This is a genomic window from Psychrobacter sp. CCUG 69069, from assembly GCF_021023115.1.
Taxonomy (GTDB): Bacteria; Pseudomonadota; Gammaproteobacteria; order Pseudomonadales; family Moraxellaceae; genus Psychrobacter; species Psychrobacter namhaensis.
Window position 1 is genome coordinate 26,266 of the sequence record NZ_QQAI01000008.1, and the last position, 22,396, is coordinate 48,661.

A 22,396-nucleotide genomic window follows, 5' to 3' on the forward strand; every position below is an offset into this window, starting at 1 on the left:
TGCATCAGCGTACTATTAAAGGATCAGTAAGTTCTTTCTATTGGTAGCTATGGCAGCGTACTTTGTAAGAGTAGGGCCTGTCAGTTACTGGTTTAAAAATACTGATACTAAAGTAGTATCGTACTGTTGCAATCCATCCATCAAAGTCTAACAATACTCTCGCTGTTGTGAGTGCTATTTTATGAAATAGCAGTACCAGCAATTATCTATTTAGGTGAAGCAATTGGTTACTCTTTATTTATCGTTCTCTCAGGTATAACGTCAATCTTATCTTGGGTCTATAGGTTAGGGTGGCAGCTTTAGTTATCAGCGGGGCGTACTTGGCAAACAGAATAAATGACCAAACTATCGGTGTGGTGCTGGCTTATATCTTCTTTATCGTCATCTGTTTGACCACCAATACTTAGGCAGCTATCGACATACTTCTCGATCCTAACGTTAAACCACCTATACTTGCTCAACTGCGCTCGCGTAAAGGACCGTCAGATAACTAGGTATTAAATAATAAACAGTTATCAAATTAAGTCGTTGTCATGCGGGTTGTGAGTCAATGTAGTGCCATTAGTTGTGTCGTTAAACAGGCGCTTTGCCAAATTTATCAACAATAAACTGATGAACACAAAGGTATTTAGTGTCACTATTTATTTTATGGTACTGATTATTTGATGTTACTCAGTCAACTCAGTACGGTTTCTTTAATTTATGGGGTCATATTTATTAATATCTATAAATGATATCTGTAAATAAATAACGCGCCCTAAAATCAGATGAGGTGTCCAACATCAGCAGGGTATACAGCTTATCCCTCTTTACTAACCAGTCGTAAAAATGGTGATGGGCTGCCTGAAACAACAATGATTATTGCCGCAGCTTCTGCTTAATTGTCGCTCAACATGCTAAACTATAGCAAATCTTTGTGTAAACACCTAACTAAAAATGACGAACTCAAAAATGACTGACGATGCACCTACCCATGAAGCCCCTGCTATTTTTAATAGCAAAACACGCCCACAAAGCGCTGACGATGAAATCAGCAACTTTGGCAAGGTGAACTATCTTGAAGTCACCCGCCATCAGCACGACCAGCGCTTGGATAATTTTTTGCTTAATCGCTTAAAGGGGTTACCAAAATCGCACATCTATAAAATGATTCGCTCCGATGAGGTGCGCGTCAATAATAAACGCTGCAAAGCACATGATAGAGTACAGCGCGAAGATGTGGTTCGTATTGCCCCTGTAGAGCTGGCAACGCGTGAAAAACCAATCATCAGCACAGAGTTTGCCAAAAGCTTACTGGCACGTGTGGTCTATGAAGATGAGGGCATGCTAGTCCTTAACAAACCTTCTGGTATTGCGGTACATGGCGGTAGTGGCTTGGACTTTGGGGTCATTGAAGCCATGCGTGAAGTGACGGGTAAAAAGTACCTAGAGCTGGTACATCGTATCGATAAAGATACCTCAGGGCTGCTCATGATTTCCAAAAAACGCTCAGCGCTAAAAACGTTGCAGCAGCATCTCGTCGATAAAACCATTCAAAAGCACTATTTATGTCTCGCCAAAGGACAGCCTGCGCTGAATGAGCAACGTGTCGATGCGCCATTGCTACGTTATACCCTTGCCAGTGGTGAGCGCCGCGTCAAAGTAGATAGCCAAGACCCGCAAGCCAAAGAAAGCCAGACGGACATTATCATCCATGATCGTTTTACGCTGGCAGATCAACCGGTCAGTTTGATCGAAGCCAAGCCGTTGACAGGCCGTACTCATCAAATCCGTGTGCATTTGGCTCACATTGGTCACGCTATTTTGGGTGATGATAAGTACAACGTACATGACAAATCAGGCGTCCATCGTCTGTGTCTACATGCGTGGCGCTTAAACATTCCCGGCTACAAGACGATTACCGCACCGCTACCAGAAGATATGGCTGACTGGCTACCAGAGTCAACCACGTTGCCTGAGTAAGCTAGCAACACACGGCTCTTAACCCAAGCTCTCTACTGTTTATTAAGCATTTCTATTTATTAAGCATTCTTATGACACGTCACGACAACTTATTTTTATTAATAAGCCATCGTGACGTTTTTGTATCCGTCTCTATATCCGCCATTTATTATCGCTATTTGTTAAGGTAAATTCATGAGTAAGCCCTCTATCACCAGTACGCCCGCGCCTATTAAAAACTCTCAAATGACAGCCAGTCATGACTTAGCAGACAAAACGTTGGTTATTTTTGATTGGGATGGGACGCTGATGGACTCAATTGGCTTAATCGTTGAGTCCATGCACATAGCAGGAGAGGCGCATGGACTTCAGACCACTGATAAGGCAGTCAAAGGCATTATTGGGCTTAGCTTAATGAATGGCATTGACATCTTATATCCTCAGGCAAGTAACACGCAAAAGCTCGCCATTCAACAAAGTTATGCTGATTACTATATTGCGAACAGTCATCGCACCCCATTTTTCGCCTCGATAGAAGGTATGTTGCAGACTTTACAAAACAACGGTAAAAATCTGGCGGTCGCTACAGGCAAAAAAAGAAAAGGGCTAGATCGGGTGTTAGACGCCTCTCAGAGTCACGACTACTTCATCACGACGCGCTGTGCGGATGAAGCAGGTTCAAAACCTGATCCGCAGATGCTTAGCGATATTTTGACTCACACGCAGCAGCAAGTCTCTGACGCGGTTTTTATCGGTGATAGTATTTATGATATTCAGATGGCCACGCAGCTGGGTATGACCAGTATCGCGGTCAACTACGGGACAGCCTCGAAGGCAGAGCTAGCCGCACAAAACCCGACTTATCAAGTGGACACGCCGCAAGCATTAGTAGATTTATTGTGCGGATAGTGTTGGTCCCAGCTATGGTCAAGTCAACGCAAAAAAGGATACAGGTGACTGGCATAAATTTTTTGTGGCCTCTGTCAGCAATGCCACAGCAAGCAAGAAAAGTTAATGCAAGTTATGCATCACAATACAATGTCGTATATCCATTTTATTGAGCATCGGCTACATTTGAGACCTTAAATGACAAAAAAGGGATTATCGTGTCACGATAATCCCTTTTTTATGACAGATGATATTTACTCAATGTCTTTTTGTTCACTCGTTTCTTGTGTAACGTCTGCCTGTTCGGTATCGCTATTGTCAGTATCATCGGATTCACTAAGATCGGACTCAATGAGTTTTTCATCATTAAGTTGATAGTCATACCAATTGCCCATCACGCCAGCTAGCTCATCAAGACCTTCTTTTCTTAAGGCGGAAAACAACTGAATGGTGCAGTTTAAGCCCAACTTTTTGAGTCTTTTACGGGTATTGAGAAGTGCGTTTTTGGACGCACCGTATTTAAGCTTATCCGCTTTCGTCAGTAAAATGTGGACTGGCAGATCGCCGTCTTTGGCCCAATGCAGCATTTGCTCATCAAAAAACTTGAGCGGATGGCGAATATCCGTCATCAGTACCAACCCTGCAAGGCTTGAGCGTGAAACCAAGTATTCTTCTAGCTCAACCTGCCATTCTTTTTTCATCTCAAGCGGCACAGCCGCATAACCGTAACCCGGCAAATCCACCAAACGTCTATTGGTATCGCCAATACTAAAAAAGTTAATCATCTGCGTCCGGCCAGGTGTTTTGGAGGAGCGCGCCAATTGACGTTGATTGGTCAAGGCATTGATAGCCGAGGATTTGCCAGCGTTTGAACGACCAGCAAAAGCAACCTCTAATCCCACATCAGGCGGACAAAGACGAAAGGTAGGCGCTGACGTCATAAACTCAGTTTGCTGAATTTTTTGACGGGATTTGGTGTTGAACAATGCATGTTCGGCGGCAACATCTGTAAACGGGGTACTCATAAATGGCTCATTAATCTTCAAGAAATTGGATACGGTTGTAAAAGTCTAGCTAGCTGGTTATTAAGGTAATGCGATGGATAAAAAGACGGTAGACAACAAAACGAAAAGGAGTGACTCGTTATAATGATAGGGCGCATTAGTCACAAGAGCAGCCATGTAAAATTAGTGACCATTCTATACTATTACCTGTCTTACTTATTGAAATAACTGTGATTAACGGCATATAAATAATAGGATAACATTAAAATGAGGCGGTCATACGCAAAGTTATGGTGCTCATCAGAGGGTTACTAAAACCAAACTTTATTTATCTACCTTTACATGACATAAATTGTTACAATGTTTGCTAAACACCGTTTAATGGAATGGTTGATTAAACGGATGACACACCAAAAGGAGGTGTTCTATGTTTTCAATCACCACACGTTTTCGCCAGAGTTTTCGTGCTTTATTAGGTAGCGGTGCGGTATTACTGTTCAGTAGTGCCATGATGACCAGCGCTGGTGCTGCTGATATTGCAACCACCTATGATAACTCATGTGCCGCCTGTCACGATAGTGGCGCACTAAATGCCATTAAAAAAGGCGACAGTGCGAAATGGCAACAACTTATAAAGCAAAAGCGCATGCCAACCCTGATCAACTCAGTAAAAAACGGGATGCCACAAATGCCCGCTGGCGGTCTTTGTAATAACTGTAGTGATGATGATTATCGCAAGCTGATTGAATATATGAGCAAATAGCTCGCTTGCGAATACATTAAACCGTATAAATAAAGCGCTGGGTTATAGACCTTTGGCGCTTTTTGTTTTTAGAGCGTGTTTTCGCTCATCGTTAGAAAAACTGGTGGATGCGATGATTAAGTAGGCAAATACTACAAAGTCTTGCTATAATAATCGAAAATAAACCCTGATGTTAGTAAGTACTTTCAGACTGCTTGTGTGCAAGACCTAAAAATATATGCCTGCCTCGCTCATAAAAGGGCAGTTTATACTGGGTATCTTATCAGTACAATCACTCTAAATAATGCTTACGCCGAGCTAGTAGGATTTGTATCAATGAAAAAGTTAATCGCTGCTGCCAGCTTATGCGTTGCAAGTTTCAGCGTACAAGCTGCTATTATTGTTCCTGAGTACGACGTCAATGCTGGTAAGCAAATTGCAGAAACTGTTTGTGCTGCTTGTCATGGTGTGAACGGTGTCAGTGTTGTTCCTGCACAGCCTAATTTAGGTGGCCAAAACGTAAAGTACCTTTACAAACAGTTGGTCGATTTTAAAGCAGGCTACCGCAAAAACGGTATTATGCAATCACAAGTTGCCAATTTATCTCAGCAAGACTTGGCCAATGTGGCAGGTTATTATGCTAACCAAGCGCCTTGGGGTGTCGGTTTCGGCAATCCTGCGACCACTCAAGAAGCCACTAAGCTGTTCTTAGGTGGTGATAAGTCACGCGACGTTATTGGTTGTGCAGGCTGTCATGGCCCTGAGGCTGATGGTAATGAGTGGGCCGCGTTTCCACGTTTAGGTGGTCAGCATGCACAATATATTTCCACTCAGTTAAAACTGTTCCGTGCCGCTGGTCGTGTAGATGATATCGACAGTGATGAGCAAAAGCGTGTCAATGACGCAGCGAAAGAAGGCGAGATGGGCATGATGCAAACTGTAGCGTCGAGATTATCAGATCGTGATATTCGTATCTTGTCAGACTACATAAGCGCCATTCACTAATTCATTAGTGTATGGTGTGAATATAAGGCATTTCTTAAGTAAAATGGCTAAGAGCCTTGTCGTATATTCATCACTATTTAGTTATTAAACCCCGTTTTCGGGGTTTTTTTATAACTGTTTGTCCCTCATATTACAGAGACCCATTTAGCTATAAAAATAAAACCACTGACAGATGCTTATTATGGCTTTGTATGATGGTACATTATTGTTATTCACTTTAGATCGTTTGGATTTAGCTTATGATGATCCGTTATGCTTCTTATTTTATTGCAGCCCTGCTTCCGTTACTGCTGTTTCGTTGGTTTGCCCCTGCGTCCATTGGTGAGATCGATTTTTGGCTGCTGTGGCTAGTGGCTATGGTGCTGGTGTCATTGCCAGTCGTTTATGCAGAAATAGCCTTAGCCTATCGTAGTGTCGATGCGCCATTTGCAGGGATGCAAAAGCTGACTCGTGAAGCAGATGCCAGCCCAGCATGGCGTAGCTTTGGTTGGCTAGCGGCATTGGTCTCTATCATTATTGCAGCGTTAGTTATCTCTGGTGCCAGCACAGGTATCTTGGCGGCATTGACTGAGCTCAATAGCGCTCCTGCCGTACCCAGCTTTGCGATCGCTGCGGGTTTGATGGTGATTGCTGTTTTGTTGAGTTTGCTTGGCGTTGCACCCTTACCGATAGGCTTAGGACTGATGGTCATAGGGCTGTTGCTGGGCGTGGCAAATGGCTTACCTAACATTGATTTTGCCATGACTGATATCAGTTTAACTGAGTGGGCGCGTGCCGTCGCGCTCGCGTTGGTCAGTGTCGGTGCCGGTACGGGCTTATACTGGTTTGGCCAAAATTTAGTGACCAAACAGGTGGTCACAGCGGTAGATACCAACAATCATAATGCGCAAACGCCTACCAGTAAACAGGCGAAAAATGTGTATCGCGCGACCAAATTGGTACGACCGATCTGGATATTGCAGTTGCTCGTTGGGGGTGTTGCTTTGTTGATGAGTGGCATGTCGTTACCACCGATTGGACAGCTGCTATATTGGGTAGGGGTACTGTTTGTGGTCAGCTACTTGCTACATTATAGTACCCAGCAATTGGCGCATAAGTTTGGATTATTGGTCAGTCTGATATTAACTTTTGTATTAGCGCTAGTCTTAGTCGTTGCCATTCCGACCACATGGCTGGTTGGTATTTTGGTCATTATCAGTAGTGTGGCGGTATTATTGTTATCGATTTTTGCGGGTTGGCAGATGAAAATCAGTCATTTGCGCAAGTCGTTAAACTTTGGTAATGAAGCGTTTTATAATTTATGGCGGGTAGCGATCCGTTTGGTCGTGCCATTAGCCCTGCTATTAGCCTTGATAGGTTGGGTGATGCAGTGGGTAAGCTAACAGCTGATGACAGAAAAATAGATAATAATAGTGCTGCGCCTCAGTCTGAGCGAGCCGCTCTTATGACCGTGTATTTGGCGTACGCTGAAGATGCCCAGCGTCAGCACTATGTAGCCTTACCAGTCAGCGAGGGCGCCAGTTTGTATGAGGCGCTTATGCAAGCTGGCTGGTTAGCAAAATTTCCAGAGTTGGCAAGGTGGTGTGAAGACGTGCTAGATATTGCTACGCCGACTGCTAAGCGCTGGCATGTAGGAATTTACGCCCAAAAGCAGCCGCTTAGCTATCGTCTGCAGCCTTTTGACCGTATCGAAGTGTATCGCAGCTTAAGCGCTGATCCCATGTCTCAGCGCAAGAGCAAATCGCGTGGTTAAGTCAGTAACTCTTAAAGCCCGTTGAGCAGTTAATAGTCTTAATTTTAATTACGAAGCTGGTAGGCTCTCTATACCTTCAATGCGATTGACCAGACCCTGATCATCAAAGTAAATAATCAAATGCTGGCTGGCATTTTTGACGTCTTTGATACCTTGGCGGCGACCTTCTGTACCGGCTTGATAGTCGTAAATGTAGTCCCAACGCTTAGGCGCAAGCGTGTCTTTAATGGCTGGACTACCAAGGAGGTAAAGGACTTGGTTTTGATTCATACCCACTTGCAGCTTTTGCGCTTGCGTTTGAGTAATAGCAGTGCCTTGTGGCAAATCAATCTTATAAACACTCAGTAATGAGCAGCCAGACATAGCGACAGCAGCGCTAAGTACACTGGTGATGGCAATCTTGCGTAATGCACTTGTAGGGCTTGACGGACGAAAAGTTAATGTCTTTATCATGGTAAGATGACTCATAAGAAATGAATTAGGCGCGGCCAGTGTTGTTTGGTGCGAGTGTGACCGACAATCTTGGACAAATGATACGTCATTTACTTGCAATTTCCTACCACTTACGACATTATTTACCAAACGCTACCTGAGCTGTTGGGTTAATTATATTTTAAATTCATAGACTTGCACTGAGAATACTTAACAAAATGACGCCCTAGAAATTTACTTAGGTCAAGCGAGTTTAGGGCGGTTAAAACACTTATATTTAATAAAAAATAATCGCGAATGATTGTTTATCTCATATTTTTGGTTCTTTATTTGCTAAGACTGTCACAGTCAGAAGGGATATTATGGCTTCTTTTACCAATCAAGATTTACGTAAAGCAGGATTGAAGGTTACGTTACCTCGTATCAAGATTTTAGAGCTGCTCGAGAGCGCTGAGCTGCATCACATGAGTGCAGAAGAGATTTATAAGGCGCTGATTGAACAAGGCGAGGATGTGGGCTTAGCGACTGTTTACCGTGTGCTCACGCAGTTTGAGCAAGCAGGAATCGTCGAACGCCACAACTTTGAAAACAATTTGTCGGTATTTGAGATTACTCAAGAAGGACATCATGATCATTTGGTTTGTGATGTGTGTGGCAAGATTATAGAGTTTCATAACGAAGTGATCGAGGAGGAGCAGCTTAAAGTAGCAGAAAAGCATGGCTTTAAATTGTCAGGTCACTCGTTGGTGCTCTATGGTATTTGTGATGATCAAGAATGTAGGGACAGCATAAAAAAATAGTCGCTGCAGAGTTTATAGTGTTGGGCCAAACGAAATCGTTGTACGCTGATATCGTTTTTCTTCTACTATACTGGTGCTTAAAACAGAAAAAGCCCTCGTTATGATAATGAGGGCTTTTTTGTGGCAGCACTTTTTATACAGTCATAACTCACTGACGACAGGTTTGAAAAAATAGAAAGATCTACCTGATATCCAGCGATAAGCCATCGGCCCCTTCATCGAGATTGGCGGCTCCATTTTTGCTACTCAGCTTGATTTTGAGACGTAAGTCGTTAGGAGAGTCAGCATGGAGAATGGCTTCTTTATAAGTGATCTCTCCTTGCTCATATAAGTCCAAGAGGGCTTGGTCAAAGGTCTGCATACCGCTATCCCGTGAGCGCGTCATGACATCTTTGATTTCATGAACCTCGCCCTTACGGATATAATCACTAATCAGTTGTGAGTTTAATAAAATCTCAATGGCGGCACGGCGACCTTTGCCGTCAGGTGTTGGAATGAGCTGCTGAGCAATAATGGCTTGTAGGTTCAGTGATAAGTCCATAAATAGCTGATTATGGCGACTGGTTTCAAAAAAGTGAATAATACGGTCAATCGCTTGGTTAGCGTTGTTGGCGTGCAGAGTGGCAAAGACCAAATGCCCTGTTTCTGCATATTGAATGGCGTAGCTCATCACCTCGCGGTTACGAATCTCACCAATTAAGATCACGTCCGGTGCTTGGCGTAAGGTGTTTTTTAGTCCTGCTTCAAATGAGTGGGTATCGATACCCACTTCACGCTGGGTAATAATACAGCCGCGATGCTTATGGACAAACTCGATAGGATCTTCGATGGTGATAATGTGACCGTGAGAGTTTTGGTTGCGATGCCCTATCATGGCAGCCAGGGTGGTGGATTTACCTGTGCCCGTGGCCCCAACCAATAAAATAATGCCGCGTTTTTTCATGGCCAGCTCTTTTAGTGCTGGTGGTAAACGCAGCTCCTCGACGGTCGGAATTTTATTCTCAATTTTTCGTAAAATCATTCCTGCCATATCACGTTGTATAAAAGCACTGACCCGAAAGCGTGCCTGTTGTGCCTCATCAGCAATGGCAAACTGACACTCATTTGTCTCTTCAAACTCTTGTTGCTGGCTTGGCGTCATCACCCCTTTCACCAACCTCATGGTCTGCTCAGCAGTCAAAGGCGTTTTGCCCACTGGCAGAATCTTGCCATTGATTTTCATGGAAGGGGCAACGTCAGCGGTAATAAAAAGATCGGAGCCATTTTTATTAATCATTAATTGCAATAGTTTATCAATGTCCATATCGTACCTGTGCTCGATGTAAATCGATTAAAAAATCTAAAATCATGCGTTAAAGATCGCTAATAATGACCAATAGAAAAAGGCTGTCGTGGCACGCATTTTATATCAGTAACGACATATGAGTGCCAATTAAGAAGACTACATAAAGGCTTCTGGCTGTTTGGCATACGGGCGGGCGACATCTTTACTGATGGTGCCTTTGGCCACTAGGTTCTTAAGCGTTTGATCTAGGGTAATCATGCCGTCGCCTGCTCCCGTTTGGATAGCAGAGTACATTTGGGCAATTTTATTCTCCCGTATCAAATTACGAATAGCGGGTGTGCCAAGCATGATTTCATGGGCGGCCACACGTCCCCCTGTTTGCCGGCGCAGAAGCGTTTGAGAAACCACAGCTTGCAGTGACTCTGAGAGCATCGCCCGAATCATGTCTTTTTCGGCGGCGGGGAACACGTCGATGACACGGTCAATCGTCTTAGCTGCTGAGCTGGTGTGGAGGGTGCCAAAGACCAAGTGTCCAGTTTCGGCCGCAGTCAAGGCCAAACGAATGGTTTCAAGGTCGCGAAGCTCACCAACCAAAATCACATCGGGATCCTCACGTAGGGCAGAGCGCAATGCAGGCTCGAAGCCTAGGGTGTCGCGGTGAACTTCACGCTGGTTAATCAGGCTTTTTTTGGACTCGTGGACAAATTCAATCGGATCTTCGATGGTTAGAATGTGCTCTTTACGGTTTTCATTAATGTAGTCAATCATAGCAGCCAGCGTGGTTGACTTACCTGAGCCTGTTGGGCCGGTGACTAGCACCACGCCACGTTTAAAATCCGAGACACGTTTGAAAACATCGCCCATACCCAAGTCTTCCATAGTCAAAACTTTGGAAGGAATGGTACGAAATACAGCGCCCGCGCCACGGTTTTGATTAAAGGCGTTTACCCGAAAGCGCGCTAAATTAGGAATCTCGAAAGAAAAATCTGTTTCAAAGAACTCTTCAAAGTCAGCGCGCTGCCGATCATTCATGATGTCATAAATAAGCTGATGAACCATTTGATGCGTCATTGCCGGCATGTTGATTCGAGTCATCTCACCGTCGGCGCGAATCATTGCTGGCATACCAGCCGAAATATGTAAGTCTGATGCTTTATGTTTAACGGTAAAGCGCAGCAAGTCTTCGATACTTAAACTGTTTTTTTCAGCCATAATCGGATATTCCTATCAATCAATAAGGGTAAGACAAAAGAGTATAAAAGTGTGTGGTTGCCAATCGATAGTTGCCCGTGAGTAGGCCAATTACTTTAATAAAGGACAAAAGAAGCTCTTTACCGTTCCAAAAATCTTACTCAAACCTAATCAATATTAACTATTGGATAGGTTTGACGTTTTCTTTCTGCTTCACTGTCACGCGCTACTTCTCGTTTGAGACTTAGACTGACCACGACTCCACAGACTTTTTTAATTGGCGATGGAACTCACCGTCCAATAAAACGGAGTTATGCGGCTGTTAAGATGACAGTCGCGTTATTTAAAATATTGATGCTGGCGTTGAGGTCGCGGTCATGTTTTGTCTGACAGCTAGGACAGATCCAGTCGCGCATCTTCAACGTCAGCTCATCTTTACCAAGGATATGATTGCAGTTTGTACAGGTCTTGGAGCTGGGATAGAAGCGCCCAACTGACTTTACCGTCTTGCCTTGCTCATTGGCTTTGTAGATAAGCTGTCGCTTAAATTCAAAGAAACCCAAATCACTGATCGCCCGTGACAATCTGCGGTTCTTGACCATACCTTTGACGTTTAAATCCTCAATTGCCATCACATCGAACGCTTTAACCAAATCAGAGGTTATTTTATGCAAAGAATCTTGCCTAATGCATCTGATCTTGTAGTGCAAACGAGAGAGCTTGGTTTTCGCTTTTTCTCTGTTTTTACTACCTTTCTTCTTGCGACTGAGCGCTTTGTTTAGCGTTCTTAGTTTTTTAAGGTTTGCTTTTAGTGGCTTTGGTGCTTTGATTTTAGTGCCGTCTGATAAAACCAATAAATCAGTAATACCAAGGTCGATGCCCACGCTTTTACCTGTCTTTTTAGTAGGAAGTGAAGATGCTTGCATCTCAACGGCTACGCTAACAAACCACTTACCGCCACGCTTGGAGATGGTGGCTGACATGATCTTGCCGTCAAATCGCAATGCTTCTTTTAATCGAACCCAGCCTAGATTGGGTATGCGAATGGACTTAACTTTAATGGCAAACTGATCGTTGGATAAGCTAAACCTATCGTCACGACCTTTTTTACGCGCTGTTGGATATTTGGCAAGCCCTTTAAAGAAGTTCTTGTAAGCGTCACCCAGCTGCATGATAGCCAGTTGCGGAGCGCACTTGGTCACTTCTAACATATAAGGGAAAAATTCACGCTTAATGGCATTCAATTCGCGTCTGAGCTTTGCCTGTGAAGGCTTATTTAGCTTTTTGGTATCCATCTCAATACCAGATGCCAAACACGCATCACGATACGCCTTATCAAGCGCATACTGCCGTTGCCACTCATATAAAGCCCAGTTGTAGGCTTTCCGCGCCACGCCGCAAGCACGAGCAAAGTGATTTTCTTGTACGTTGTTGGGTTTGAGTTCAATGATGTGGCCACGGATCATAATGCTTGTTTAACTTCTTTTTATTAATGTGGAAATTACTTATTTTGATTATAAATGACTAAGATTAGATAGGTTTTAGGTAACTATTTAATAACCTTTATCATGGTATTCAGTAGCATGGGTCAAACCATGTAACAATATAATAACAAGACTATTGGTATTTAACCATCTACACGATTAATAAAATGTAAAATTAGTCCTTCTTAAACTTACTTTATATATGAACTACGATCGATGTTTTCGCAACCGACATTTTTTAAGCGATGTTCTGTTAGCGAAATCTGAGGGGGCTGCTATCGCAGCTTTACTTTAAAACCGAGACCGTAGCTGCAATCATCAAAATATCAATTTTATGTCGAACTGACTTTCATAAAAAATAGTTGAAAAAACCAATAATAGCTGACTGAAATGAATCAATTAATTATCCTTGTGAGTGGTGTATGAAAGATATTGAAAACAGTATGAATAGCCAAAATCTTATTGAGAACTGGCAACAAGTTAGCAGGCAAATGACGCAGGCTTGTGAACACAGTAACAGGCAGGCTGAGGACGTTACGTTGTTGGCAGTCTCCAAAACTAAGTCCGCCGATATGATTGCTACGTTAGCTCAGCGAGGACAAGTGCATTTTGGTGAAAACTACCTGCAAGAAGCCATCGAAAAAATTGAGACGTTAAAAGAGCAGCCTGAATGTGCAGGGGTAGTGTGGCACTATATCGGTAGTATCCAGCGCAATAAGACCCGCGATATTGCAGAGCATTTTGACTGGGTACAAACGGTCGAGCGTGGCATTATTGCTAAGCGTCTAAATGATCAGCGCCCAGCAGAAATGCCACCACTAAACGTACTGATTCAAGTCAATATTGATAATGAAGCAAGTAAATCCGGTTGTTTGCCAGAGCAATTACCTGAGTTGATAACCACTATCAAAGGGTATGAGCGACTGCAACTGCGTGGTTTGATGATTATTCCTGCTAAGACAGATACCAATGCGTTTGCTCGGACTCAGCAGTTATTTGACGCGATCAAGCAAAGCCATCCGAAGCTTAATGGTTGGGATACGCTAAGTATGGGTATGAGTGGTGATATGGAGGAGGCGATAGCTAAAGGCTCTACGATGGTACGGGTCGGGTCAGCAATCTTTGGTGAGCGTAATTAATTATTAGCTGTAGATCACGGTAACCACCATCAAACCTTCTAAGCAGAGCGGCAGTCGTTTAATCGCCTGCACGCTCGCTGTTTTTCTTTTATCAGTGCGGGTTTTTGTGAACGGTCACCGGTCGCGTTTTTGCTTGAGCGCGCCGAAACTGGCGATTAACAGATCCCGCAATGCATGGACAGGGTTTACTTGGCTGTGGCTTTGCCATTGAATCCATTCGAGCGCCAATAAACAGAGCGTCAGCCAGATGGTGCCTGCGAGATAGCCTGCAATAACATCACTTGGGAAGTGAGCGCCTAGATAAATTCGGCTCGTTCCAATAAGCACAATAATTATGCTAAAAAATATGAAAGCCAGAATTTTGACCAATTTTTTTTGGGTGCTTCGTACGATTAAGTAAGTGATGAATCCGTAAAAAACAAGCGATCCCATCGAATGGCCACTTGGGAAACTAAAGCCAATGGCATCGACTGCTTCATTGATAGACGGACGCTCTCTTTCATAGAGTTGTTTTAATAACCACGTCAACGCCCCATTGCCTCCTACGGCGATAAGAAAGAAAAGCGCGCCCCATTTATCTTTGGCTTTAAACCAAAGCCATAACAGTATGAGTACCGTTAAGCTGGTCAAAAACCAGACCGACCCAAGCTCGGTGATTAAAACGTAAACCGCATCAAGGGTGGGCGTTTCTATAGCGGCAAAAAGACGAATGATACTATTGTCAAAGTGTCTCAACTCATTTTCCAGCAGTTCTTCTGCTAGTTCAGAAAATAGCCAAATGGAAAGACTGGCTATTCCTAAACCAACGATCAAAATGGTAGCCAAAAAGCCCACTTTTTTATTTTCTACGTCCATAATGTGTTTGCCTTTTCAATAAACCCATCATTATTAAAATGGGCACACAAAAAATCCCACATTAACATTTTTTAAGTATGGATGCAGAACGGCGTCACTATAATCAATCAGCATACAGCCTGTGCAAAAACTCAATTCGCCTTCATAGATAATGGAAAAGTCATAAATAGGCAGGTCTTACACCGTATCTTCAAACTTAGTCACTAACAACTGGGTGATTTTGAGATTGTCGGTCGCGATAATTTCAAATCGATAATTAGCATACTCGATAGTATCGGTTTTCTTTGGAATTTTGCGTAGCATATACATCATAAAGCCACTGATGGTTTCATAGTTTTGACTGCGTGGTAGATTGACGATGTCCAAAGCGCGAACCACGTCTTCAATTGGGGTCATACCATCGATTAGCCAAGAGTTGTCAGTACGCTGGACGATAGCCTGCTCTTCCATGGTCACAAGCTCACCCATGACGATGCTCATCACATCCTTGAGAGTGATAACCCCAACGACTAGCCCGTACTCGTTAACGATAACCGCAAAATCTGCCCCCGTGGATTTGAACATCTCTAACACTTCAAATAAAGACAAGGTATCAGGGACGAAGAGTGCAGGCTTGAGTAAGGCTTTGTCGGTTAAGCTCACTTCTTGCTGGTTCAGAACCAACGCTAAAAAACTGCGCGACTCTACATAACCAATGATGTGCTCCAAGTCATCATCATGACAGACCAAGAACTTATTATGTGGCTGTTCAATCATGACCTCGACGACGGCTTCGGTGCTGGTCTGGGTATCGAAATACACGATGTTTTCGCGTGGATTCATCACCGAGGTTACCGTACGTTCTTGCATATCAAAGATATTTTCTATCAGGTGATGCTCCTGTTTTTTGAGCACACCCGCTTCGGCACCTGCGTCCATGACGGCATAAATGTCTTCTGGCGTCATATCGTCTTGACGTATGGTTGAGATGCCAAACAGCTTAAAGAGGACATTGGCGGCGCCATCAAACACCCAAATCACGGGTTTAAATAGGAAAATCAATAGCATCATCGGGCGTACGAGTCGCACAGCGATAGTCTCAGTATTTGACATGGCCAAACGTCTGGGCATCAAATCAGCGAGTAGAGAAAATGAGCTGGTGATCACTACGAATGATATAACGGAGGACACAGCTTCATTATTAACCAAGCGCTGTAGATAAGGGCTGATGGCTGACTCACCCACAGCCCCCGCAGAAATAGCCACTGCATTTAAAACGACTTGCACGACTGTGATAAAACTACCAGGATGCTCCTGCATTTTTAGCACATCAAATGCCCGAACATCTCCTTCTTTTGCCATGATTTGCAGCTTAATTTTGCGCCCTGCTGCGATGGCAATCTCAGCAGCAGAGACAAAAGCACTTAGGGCAAGCAATAAAAGAAGGAAGATACTAGCGGTTAGCAAACTCATGACAGACTCGGTAAAAAGTATAGGGATTAAAAGTAATAATAGTTGAAGTTAAAAGTGGTGAAGCTAAAAGAAATGGGGTAGAGCCAAGAGGAAAGCGTTATCGTTAAAAAATGCCAGTTTGTAGAAATTAATTATAAAAACTAAAAAAAGAAACTAAAAAAGCTGGGCAATTACCCAGCTAATCATAAAAAAAACCAACTTTCTGTAAAGAAATTAGACTATTGGCATCTCCCAACCTCTCAATCACAGAGGTTGGGCAAGCCGCACTATTTCGTCTGGCTTAGCCTTTTATCGACCACTTATTGACCAGTGGATAGCGGCGCTCGCGCCCAAAAGCTTTATGGCTAATCTTAGTACCAATGGGTGATTGCAAACGTTTGTATTCGCTGTTGTCGACCATCTTAATGACTTTTGCGACCATATCTGCATCAAAACCTTTATCAATGATGTCTTGATAGCCCATGTCTTCATCGATGTACGAGGCTAAGATAGCATCTAATACATCGTAATCAGGCAAGCTGTCTTGATCCTTTTGATCAGGGCGTAGCTCTGCTGATGGCGGACGAGTGATGACGCGCTCAGGGATGACAGGCGTGTCCTCTAAACGATTGCGATAACTTGCCAGCTTATAGACCTGTGATTTATATACGTCTTTTAGCACATCAAAGCCGCCTGCCATATCACCGTATAAGGTTGAGTAGCCAACGGCTAACTCTGATTTATTACCAGTGGTGATGACCAAATGACCAAATTTGTTGGACAAGGCCATCAAGACCACACCGCGAGCACGTGCTTGGATATTTTCTTCGGTGGTGTCTGCAGGCGATTTGTTAAACAATGGGGCTAGGGTATGACGTATGCCTTCAACAGCGTCAAATATAGGACAAACCGTATAAGAAACGTTTAAGCGACGGGCCTGTGCTTGTGCATCTTCTAAGCTGATTTGAGAGGTATACTCGTACGGCATCATGACGGCATACACCTTGTCAGCCCCTAAGGCGTCAACGGCGATACAAAGTGTCAATGCCGAATCAATACCGCCCGACAGACCAACGATAATGCCAGAGAACCCTGAGTGATTGACGTAGTCGCGTAAGCCAACGACCAACGCCTGATACATCTCCGACTCACGGCTCAATGTTAATGGTGCTTTAGTTTGGCTATCGAACGTAGCGGTTTTGACATCTAAAGTGGCTAAAAGCAGCTGGTTCATAAAGCGCGGGGCTTCGTGAGCAACGCTGCCGTCAGCTTGTACTGCCATAGAGCCACCGTCAAACACCAAGTCGTCTTGACCGCCAACGGCGTTGACATACACGATAGGCAAATTGTTTTCACGGCTACGTTTGGCAAGCATCGTTTTACGGTTGTCTTGTTTGCCAATCTCAAAAGGTGACGCATTTAAGCTAACCGCTAGATCAGCACCTTGTTTTTTAAGCTCAGCGATAGGACCTTTTTCCCACAAGTCTTCACAAATAAGCAGACCGATAGTGATGCCTTTATAGTCAAATAGGACTTGGTTACGGCCTCTATCAAAGTAACGGCGCTCATCAAACACGCCATAATTTGGCAAAACTTGCTTATGATAAAACCCTTTTTGATGGCCATTATGTAAGATGGCAGCAGAGTTAAAGGTACCATGATGGTCGACATGAGGATAGCCGACAATCATCACGATATCGTCGATATCACTTAAGCTAGATAAGGCGCTTTTCACACGGCCTGACAAGCTTGGACGTAGCAATAGATCCTGAGGCGGGTAACCTAAAAGAGCCAGCTCTGGAAAGACAATGACGTCTGCGCCTTGCTCGCGGGCTTGTAATGCTAGTGTGCGCATTTTTTCGGCATTGGCAGTAATATCACCCACCAAAAAATGCGACTGAGCCAACGCAACAGTAACGGTTTCTTGTGGTGTATTGCTTTTATTGGCCTCGTTTGAGGGATTAATATTGGGGTTATCAGTGTCTTTTGACATTGTTATTGTTCCTATCGATATATTGTTTAAAATTTGGTGGGTCAGTATTGATTTAAAATCAAATTAAGTCCGACATTAACTCAAAATAGTACTCAGTCACATCCATTCTAATATTGAACTTGTATGATGAGCTTAAATCTTGCATAAGCCACTATATAACGCTTACGCATAATATCCAAAATTATGGCGCCGCTCTAAAGGGTAGATCTTATGATAGTCTAGAGAAGGACGATAAAAGAGGGTTTTGGCTGACAGTCTGAACATTGCTGGGTCTGTACAACCATCAAAATAAATAAGGGCAAACTCACTTAACACTGTTGAAAAGCTTAAAATAATTGCTTTAGTATAACATCAATTGCAGCCACAAATAGAACGCGCCAGTGAATTAGCTGGCAAGATATCAGTTTACAGCGTGAATATAAAACAGGCGTTTAGTGCATTGTTTTTGCATCACAAAGCCATGTTTTGCGTTATTTGTATGGGCGTTATTCTCTAGTAAGGTTGCATAGAGAAAGTTGTAAGTAAAGATTACAACATAGCGTTATATAATTGTCCTATTTTGTTGCATAATGAGGTCTGATAACTGCTTTTTTAATCTTTTTTTAGTCTGAATGATAGATGGTAAATATGTTACCGTGCCCTATGAGTTGCCGCTCACAAAGCAGATTTTTATCTATGTAGTAATGATTTACCACCCTCGCTAATGGATACCGTTTATGGGCATGGTCTATAAGTCGATATTCATCTCACATTTATAAACTTGCCAGCGAAGTCATGATAGAGCTTTGCTGTCTGCTCTTGGTTTATACGCTATGATTGAAAATTGGACAAAAGAATTTATTATCCAGCGCTTGCTGGCCGTTACCTTATTGGTCGTGTTGTTCGTATTGTGTTTTCAGGTGGTACAGTTTTTTATTGTACCGGCGCTCTGGGCGGCGATTTTAGCGTATGTGACTTTTCCCATTTATAACTTTTTTTATGAAAAAGTAAAGCTGAGCCCTAGTTTTAGTGCGGCTATTATGACGGTGAGTATCTCCTTAATTATAGGGGTGCCGCTAGTCATTGGCGTCTTTATCTTACAACAAGAAGCGTTGAGCCTAATCAGCAACTTAATCTATCGTATCAAAGTTGGCTATTTAGATGTGCCGGACTCTATTAAAGACCTGCCTATCATCGGACAGCAAGTGAAAGACGTGCTGTGGAGAATCAATAAAAACCCCGAGGGGACGCTTGAAGCGTTTCGGATTTGGGTGCAGTCACATTTATATTATGGCAAAGTAGCCTTTGATGTGGTGTTTAGTGGTCTTGCCAAGCTTGGTATGGCCTTGATGACGCTGTTCTTTTTCTATCGAGATGGCATCAGCTTGGTTCGCCAAATCCGTCAAGCGTTACGCAATATCATTGGCAATCGTATTGATGGCTATATTGATTCTGTGGGTACGACCACTCGTGCGGTGGTTTACGGTATCGGTTTGACCGCATTGGCGCAGGCTCTGCTTGCAGGGGTTGGTTACTATTTCGCTGGTGCGCCAAGTCCTATTTTGCTCACCATTGTCACCTTTATCATTGCCTTGATACCATTTGGCACGCCCTTTGTGTGGGGCGGCGTATCCATTTGGTTGTTAAGTCAAGGTCATACGGTCGAAGGGATTGGTTTGGCGCTGTGGGGCACCTTAGTGATTAGTTGGGTTGATAATCTCATTCGCCCTATTGTGATTAGCGGGGCGACCAAAATTCCTTTTATCATTATTTTTATCGGTGTATTGGGTGGTCTAACTGCTTTTGGCTTCGTTGGTTTGTTTATCGGCCCTGTGGTGCTGGCAATCGGACTGGCGGTATGGCGTGAATGGATCTCAAATCACAAAAATGAGATATTTGCACCACAAGAAGAGGGGCTAGCTGCTAGCCCGCCTCTTCCCCTAGTTGATAAACCAGAGTAACTGTGCAGCCAGAGTAAGTATGCAGCCAGAGTAAGTATGTAGAGAGGCACGACAGTTATTTTAAAATAAAAGGATCTCTATAGACGATCCCTAGCGGTCATTTTGAAATACTAAGTAAACGTTAAGCAAGTACTAAGAAGGGCAGGATGGATACTATTAAAAATATAACGATTGTGGCCGATAGCAATATCGCGAGCTTGGATGAGTTTTTTAATGGCGCAACGCTTGGGCAAACATCTGAGCACAGCGTTAATATTGTTACCGTTGCTGGACGTGATATCAACGCGCAATTGCTCGCAGATTTGCAACCTGATGTCCTATTAATACGCTCTGTGACCCCAGTCGGTGCGGCGTTATTGGCTGACAATGAGAGTGTGCAGTTTGTTGGTTCTGCCACCATCGGTACCGATCATGTTGATCAGGACTACTTGACTGCACGTAACATTACTTTTGCCAATGCGGCTGGTTGTAGCAAGCACTCGGTCGCACAATATGTATTGACCGCTATTTTGACCTTGCGCCCGCCGTATTGGCAGCAATCCATCACGCTTGGCATTATTGGGCTGGGAAATATTGGCAGTACGCTGGCTTATTATGCAAATGATTTGGGCTGGCAGGTATTGGGTTATGATCCATTGCTACCAGCCTCAAATATCAATAATGCCAGCCTTGAGCAGGTGCTTAGCAAAAGTGACGTGGTCAGCTTACATGTCCCACTCACGGACAAAAAAAGTACGGATAATAAAAGAGCGGATGCTAAGGGTGCGAGCGACAGCAACGATTATCCAACGCGCCATCTGATCAATGCGAAGACATTGGCCATGATGCCAGCGCAGACGATGCTGATTAATAGCGCGCGAGGGCCTGTCATTCATGCAAATGACCTTGAAGCCGATATTGCACGTACTGAGCGGCAAGTGGTACTTGATGTGTTTGAGCATGAACCGCAAGTGTCTGAGCATTTGTTATCCAAGCTTGCTATTGCTACCCCGCACATTGCTGGTTATACGGTAGAAGGTAAGCTGCGTGGTACACAAATCATCTATGATGCCCTATGTGAGACGTTAGCCGTCACACCTGCGCAATCTATGCAGGCGCTATTACCGCTCAATACGTTTTTATGGACGGAATTAAAAACGCATCCAGAGAGGTTGGTCACGTTTTATGATATCCAACAAGACGATGCAGCGTTGAGAAGTAAGGCAGTTGACGGTCAAGTAAGGGGCGCTGACTTTGACAAACTGCGCCGTGATTATCGTTTACGCCGTGAATGGCAGCGGTAAAAATGGGCAAACAACTTAAAGATGCGTTTTAGAAGCACCGTTTAGAAAAACAATGTAGAAATTCAGTTTACCACCCTATTATTCGTCAGTTGCAGTAGATCACCATGAGCCAAGCAAACCACTCTTTTTTCCATAAGCCGAGCTATGCACCTACCATGACACTGGCGATGGCGCAGCAGCGCGCGCAATTTATAAACCGCATTCGTCAGTTTTTTATTGAGCGACACGTGCTAGAGGTGCAGACGCCGCTGTTGTCACAAGCCGGTAATACCGATACTTTTTTGCAGTCAGTTGCCGCTCAAGTCACTTATCAAGACAAGCCACGTACTTATTATCTGCATACGTCACCCGAGTTTGCCATGAAGCGTGTGTTGGCCAGCTGGCAGGTGCCTATTTATCAGATTTGTCCTGTGTTTCGAGACAATGAAATAGGGATCAGGCACAATATTGAATTTACCATGCTGGAATGGTATCAGCCAAATTATAGTTTAGCAGATATGGCATCAGAGGTTGGCGCACTGCTAGAAGTGCTGTATGGCTATCCCATTGTGATGAATCACTATCGCTATGTTGATGCGTTTATGGACTTTGTGGGCATTCATCCGCTAACAGCGAGCCTGTCTGCGCTACAAGCGGTGGCAGAGGACAAAGGGTTACTGGGGTTTGATTTTAATAGCGAGGCAAGTTGTGCGACAGACAGCGAACAAGACCGCCGGCAAAGCTGGTTGGACTTGCTGTTTAGTCACGCGGTAGAGCCAAATCTGGGACACGATTTGCCAACGTTGATTGTAGAGTATCCGCCTGCTACGGCCGCATTGGCAAAAACCGCCCTTGATAAAGAGGGAAATGAGATTGCGAAGCGTTTTGAGCTGTACATCAAGGGTGTTGAGATTGCCAATGCTTATGATGAACTGGCAGATGGACAAGCGTTGAGGGAGCGCTTTGAAAAAGATAACCAACTGCGCGAGCGTCATCAGCTCCCACCAATGCCAATCGATGAGCATCTAATTACCGCCTCTGATGAGTTAATACCTTGTAGCGGGATTGCGGTTGGGATAGACAGATTGCTCATGGTAATCACAGGTGCCAGCAGCTTGGAGGAGGTCATTTGTTTTCCGAGCGGCTTAGCTTAAGAGGGTTGGTTTTCGTATTTAAGCCAGAAGTTTTAGTCGTGTAGTAAAGGAGTAGGGGTTAAATAAAACCCATGAAAAAAGGGTCAATTCTCAATCG

At 43.9% G+C, this 22,396-nt stretch carries 19 protein-coding genes; 11 read left to right on the forward strand and 8 right to left on the reverse strand.

The window, feature by feature from the left end:
* The first annotated feature begins 951 nt into the window (after positions 1-951).
* Both DVY93_RS07020 and DVY93_RS07025 read left to right on the forward strand, forming a co-directional pair.
* Positions 952-1,962 (forward strand): RluA family pseudouridine synthase, encoded by a 1,011-nt coding sequence (locus tag DVY93_RS07020; protein ID WP_198334263.1) that lies wholly within the window; start codon positions 952-954, stop codon positions 1,960-1,962.
* A gap of 225 nt (positions 1,963-2,187) precedes the next feature.
* On the forward strand, positions 2,188-2,850 hold the full coding sequence (locus DVY93_RS07025; protein WP_230710025.1) for an HAD-IA family hydrolase: 663 nt from the start codon (positions 2,188-2,190) through the stop codon (positions 2,848-2,850).
* Positions 2,851-3,083: 233 nt separating this feature from the next.
* Here DVY93_RS07025 and yihA read toward each other — a convergent pair whose 3' ends face one another.
* A complete protein-coding gene (gene yihA, locus DVY93_RS07030) occupies positions 3,084-3,854 on the reverse strand; it encodes a ribosome biogenesis GTP-binding protein YihA/YsxC (RefSeq protein WP_230709960.1) in 771 nt (256 codons plus the stop codon).
* 406 nt (positions 3,855-4,260) lie between these two features.
* Here yihA and DVY93_RS07035 point away from each other — a divergent pair, with 406 nt between their 5' ends.
* The 4 genes from DVY93_RS07035 to DVY93_RS07050 all read left to right on the forward strand — a co-directional run bounded on the left by DVY93_RS07035 (position 4,261) and on the right by DVY93_RS07050 (position 7,333).
* Positions 4,261-4,596: a c-type cytochrome gene (locus tag DVY93_RS07035; protein WP_193005762.1), complete on the forward strand. Its 336-nt coding sequence runs from the start codon at positions 4,261-4,263 to the stop codon at positions 4,594-4,596.
* Between the two features lie 315 nt (positions 4,597-4,911).
* Entirely contained in the window at positions 4,912-5,580 is a 669-nt protein-coding gene (locus tag DVY93_RS07040; RefSeq protein WP_230709963.1) for a c-type cytochrome, read from the forward strand.
* Between the two features lie 239 nt (positions 5,581-5,819).
* On the forward strand, positions 5,820-6,962 hold the full coding sequence (locus tag DVY93_RS07045) for a hypothetical protein (RefSeq protein ID WP_230709965.1): 1,143 nt from the start codon (positions 5,820-5,822) through the stop codon (positions 6,960-6,962).
* Positions 6,950-7,333 carry an RnfH family protein gene (locus DVY93_RS07050; RefSeq protein WP_230709966.1) on the forward strand — a complete coding sequence of 128 codons (384 nt, stop codon included), beginning with the start codon at positions 6,950-6,952 and terminating at the stop codon, positions 7,331-7,333. The genes DVY93_RS07045 and DVY93_RS07050 overlap by 13 nt, the downstream gene beginning before the upstream one ends.
* A gap of 48 nt (positions 7,334-7,381) precedes the next feature.
* Here DVY93_RS07050 and DVY93_RS07055 read toward each other — a convergent pair whose 3' ends face one another.
* Positions 7,382-7,801, reverse strand: a complete 420-nt coding sequence (locus DVY93_RS07055; protein WP_198334257.1) for an outer membrane protein assembly factor BamE — start codon at positions 7,799-7,801, stop codon at positions 7,382-7,384.
* Between the two features lie 326 nt (positions 7,802-8,127).
* Between DVY93_RS07055 and fur the strand changes: the two genes are divergently transcribed.
* A complete protein-coding gene (gene fur, locus DVY93_RS07060; protein ID WP_193005758.1) occupies positions 8,128-8,565 on the forward strand; it encodes a ferric iron uptake transcriptional regulator in 438 nt (145 codons plus the stop codon).
* Positions 8,566-8,746: 181 nt separating this feature from the next.
* On the opposite strand, the gene DVY93_RS07065 is transcribed toward fur, so the two are convergent.
* The 3 genes from DVY93_RS07065 to DVY93_RS07075 form a co-directional block, all read right to left on the reverse strand.
* Positions 8,747-9,868 carry a PilT/PilU family type 4a pilus ATPase gene (locus DVY93_RS07065; protein ID WP_198334256.1) on the reverse strand — a complete coding sequence of 374 codons (1,122 nt, stop codon included), beginning with the start codon at positions 9,866-9,868 and terminating at the stop codon, positions 8,747-8,749.
* A gap of 138 nt (positions 9,869-10,006) precedes the next feature.
* Positions 10,007-11,062 (reverse strand): type IV pilus twitching motility protein PilT, encoded by a 1,056-nt coding sequence (locus DVY93_RS07070; protein WP_193005756.1) that lies wholly within the window; start codon positions 11,060-11,062, stop codon positions 10,007-10,009.
* A gap of 290 nt (positions 11,063-11,352) precedes the next feature.
* A complete protein-coding gene (locus DVY93_RS07075) occupies positions 11,353-12,507 on the reverse strand; it encodes an RNA-guided endonuclease InsQ/TnpB family protein (RefSeq protein WP_230709968.1) in 1,155 nt (384 codons plus the stop codon).
* 440 nt (positions 12,508-12,947) lie between these two features.
* On the opposite strand from DVY93_RS07075, the gene DVY93_RS07080 reads away from it, so the two are divergent.
* Complete coding sequence (locus DVY93_RS07080) at positions 12,948-13,664, forward strand: YggS family pyridoxal phosphate-dependent enzyme (protein WP_269062829.1); 717 nt, start codon at positions 12,948-12,950, stop codon at positions 13,662-13,664.
* Positions 13,665-13,778: 114 nt separating this feature from the next.
* Here DVY93_RS07080 and DVY93_RS07085 read toward each other — a convergent pair whose 3' ends face one another.
* From DVY93_RS07085 to DVY93_RS07095, 3 genes are all read right to left on the reverse strand, one after another.
* Complete coding sequence (locus tag DVY93_RS07085) at positions 13,779-14,519, reverse strand: phosphatase PAP2 family protein (RefSeq protein ID WP_230709971.1); 741 nt, start codon at positions 14,517-14,519, stop codon at positions 13,779-13,781.
* 177 nt (positions 14,520-14,696) lie between these two features.
* Positions 14,697-15,971 (reverse strand): hemolysin family protein, encoded by a 1,275-nt coding sequence (locus DVY93_RS07090; RefSeq protein ID WP_193006860.1) that lies wholly within the window; start codon positions 15,969-15,971, stop codon positions 14,697-14,699.
* A gap of 280 nt (positions 15,972-16,251) precedes the next feature.
* Positions 16,252-17,943 (reverse strand): NAD+ synthase, encoded by a 1,692-nt coding sequence (locus tag DVY93_RS07095; RefSeq protein ID WP_193006859.1) that lies wholly within the window; start codon positions 17,941-17,943, stop codon positions 16,252-16,254.
* 812 nt (positions 17,944-18,755) lie between these two features.
* On the opposite strand from DVY93_RS07095, the gene DVY93_RS07100 reads away from it, so the two are divergent.
* From DVY93_RS07100 to epmA, 3 genes are all read left to right on the forward strand, one after another.
* On the forward strand, positions 18,756-19,883 hold the full coding sequence (locus DVY93_RS07100; RefSeq protein WP_230709974.1) for an AI-2E family transporter: 1,128 nt from the start codon (positions 18,756-18,758) through the stop codon (positions 19,881-19,883).
* Positions 19,884-20,038: 155 nt separating this feature from the next.
* The gene (locus tag DVY93_RS07105; protein ID WP_230710027.1) at positions 20,039-21,166 is read left to right on the forward strand and encodes a 4-phosphoerythronate dehydrogenase; all 1,128 of its coding nucleotides are present in this window, start codon (positions 20,039-20,041) and stop codon (positions 21,164-21,166) included.
* Positions 21,167-21,270: 104 nt separating this feature from the next.
* Entirely contained in the window at positions 21,271-22,299 is a 1,029-nt protein-coding gene (epmA, locus tag DVY93_RS07110) for an EF-P lysine aminoacylase EpmA (RefSeq protein WP_230709976.1), read from the forward strand.
* The last annotated feature ends 97 nt before the right edge of the window (positions 22,300-22,396 follow it).